Origin of the sequence: Pseudomonas nicosulfuronedens (assembly GCF_005877905.1) — a bacterium.
GTDB lineage: Bacteria > Pseudomonadota > Gammaproteobacteria > Pseudomonadales > Pseudomonadaceae > Pseudomonas > Pseudomonas nicosulfuronedens.
Genome location: NZ_SWDV01000128.1, coordinates 1 through 690 on the forward strand (window position 1 = coordinate 1; position 690 = coordinate 690).

1 protein-coding gene is annotated in these 690 nt (G+C 40.4%); it reads right to left on the reverse strand.

The features are described 5' to 3' along the window. Positions 1-188: 188 nt before the first annotated feature. A complete protein-coding gene (locus FAS41_RS30745) occupies positions 189-485 on the reverse strand; it encodes a hypothetical protein (protein WP_138527036.1) in 297 nt (98 codons plus the stop codon). Positions 486-690 lie beyond the last annotated feature (205 nt).

Sequence of the window (690 nt, forward strand, 5' to 3'; positions counted from 1 at the left end):
GAATGTATTCAGTGATATAGGACATATGTGTCGTTCTGGGATGCTGAGATGGCACAGGCCTCCTTGGCTTCTGAGGGAATTCAAGTAGTTTTTGTCTGCAATGTACTTTTCAGGATGTTTAGCTGTGTCAACTAGGATGTCAATGATGGCAAGGGTCGATCGGTGTTTTTCTAGCTCGGATGGCTTTTTCATGATGGGGGAATATAATTGATTGTGACCAATATTTTGTATGAGGTGTTGTTTGGGCCAAGTATAAATTGTGGCTCGATAGTTACTTCTCCCGTTTGTAAGCTATGTTCAATGTAGGAATCTAAAGCTTCTTCTGAAATTATCGAAAAGTCTAGGCTTCCATATTTGTCCGTTAAGAATAATCGCAAGTTGTCAACTTCATTTGAGGCAGATTTTATTTTATTTGAGCCCCATTCTGCTTTAATCTGGCGCAATACCTTGCCTGGTGTGGTTTCAGTAATATAATGGTAAATCATTTCGGAATCCGAATGACCTAATATCCATCGGAGTACGTCGAGGCCGTCTTTATCTTCATCTTGGTGCCAGAAGAAGATTTGCGCAAAAAAACGTCGAAGTTGATGGTGTCTAAAATAATAGCGCCGCCCCTCAGCGTCTAAAGGGGTCTCGAAATAATCGCAGAAGAAGTCTATGCTTCCGTTAAATGATTTACCATTATATTAC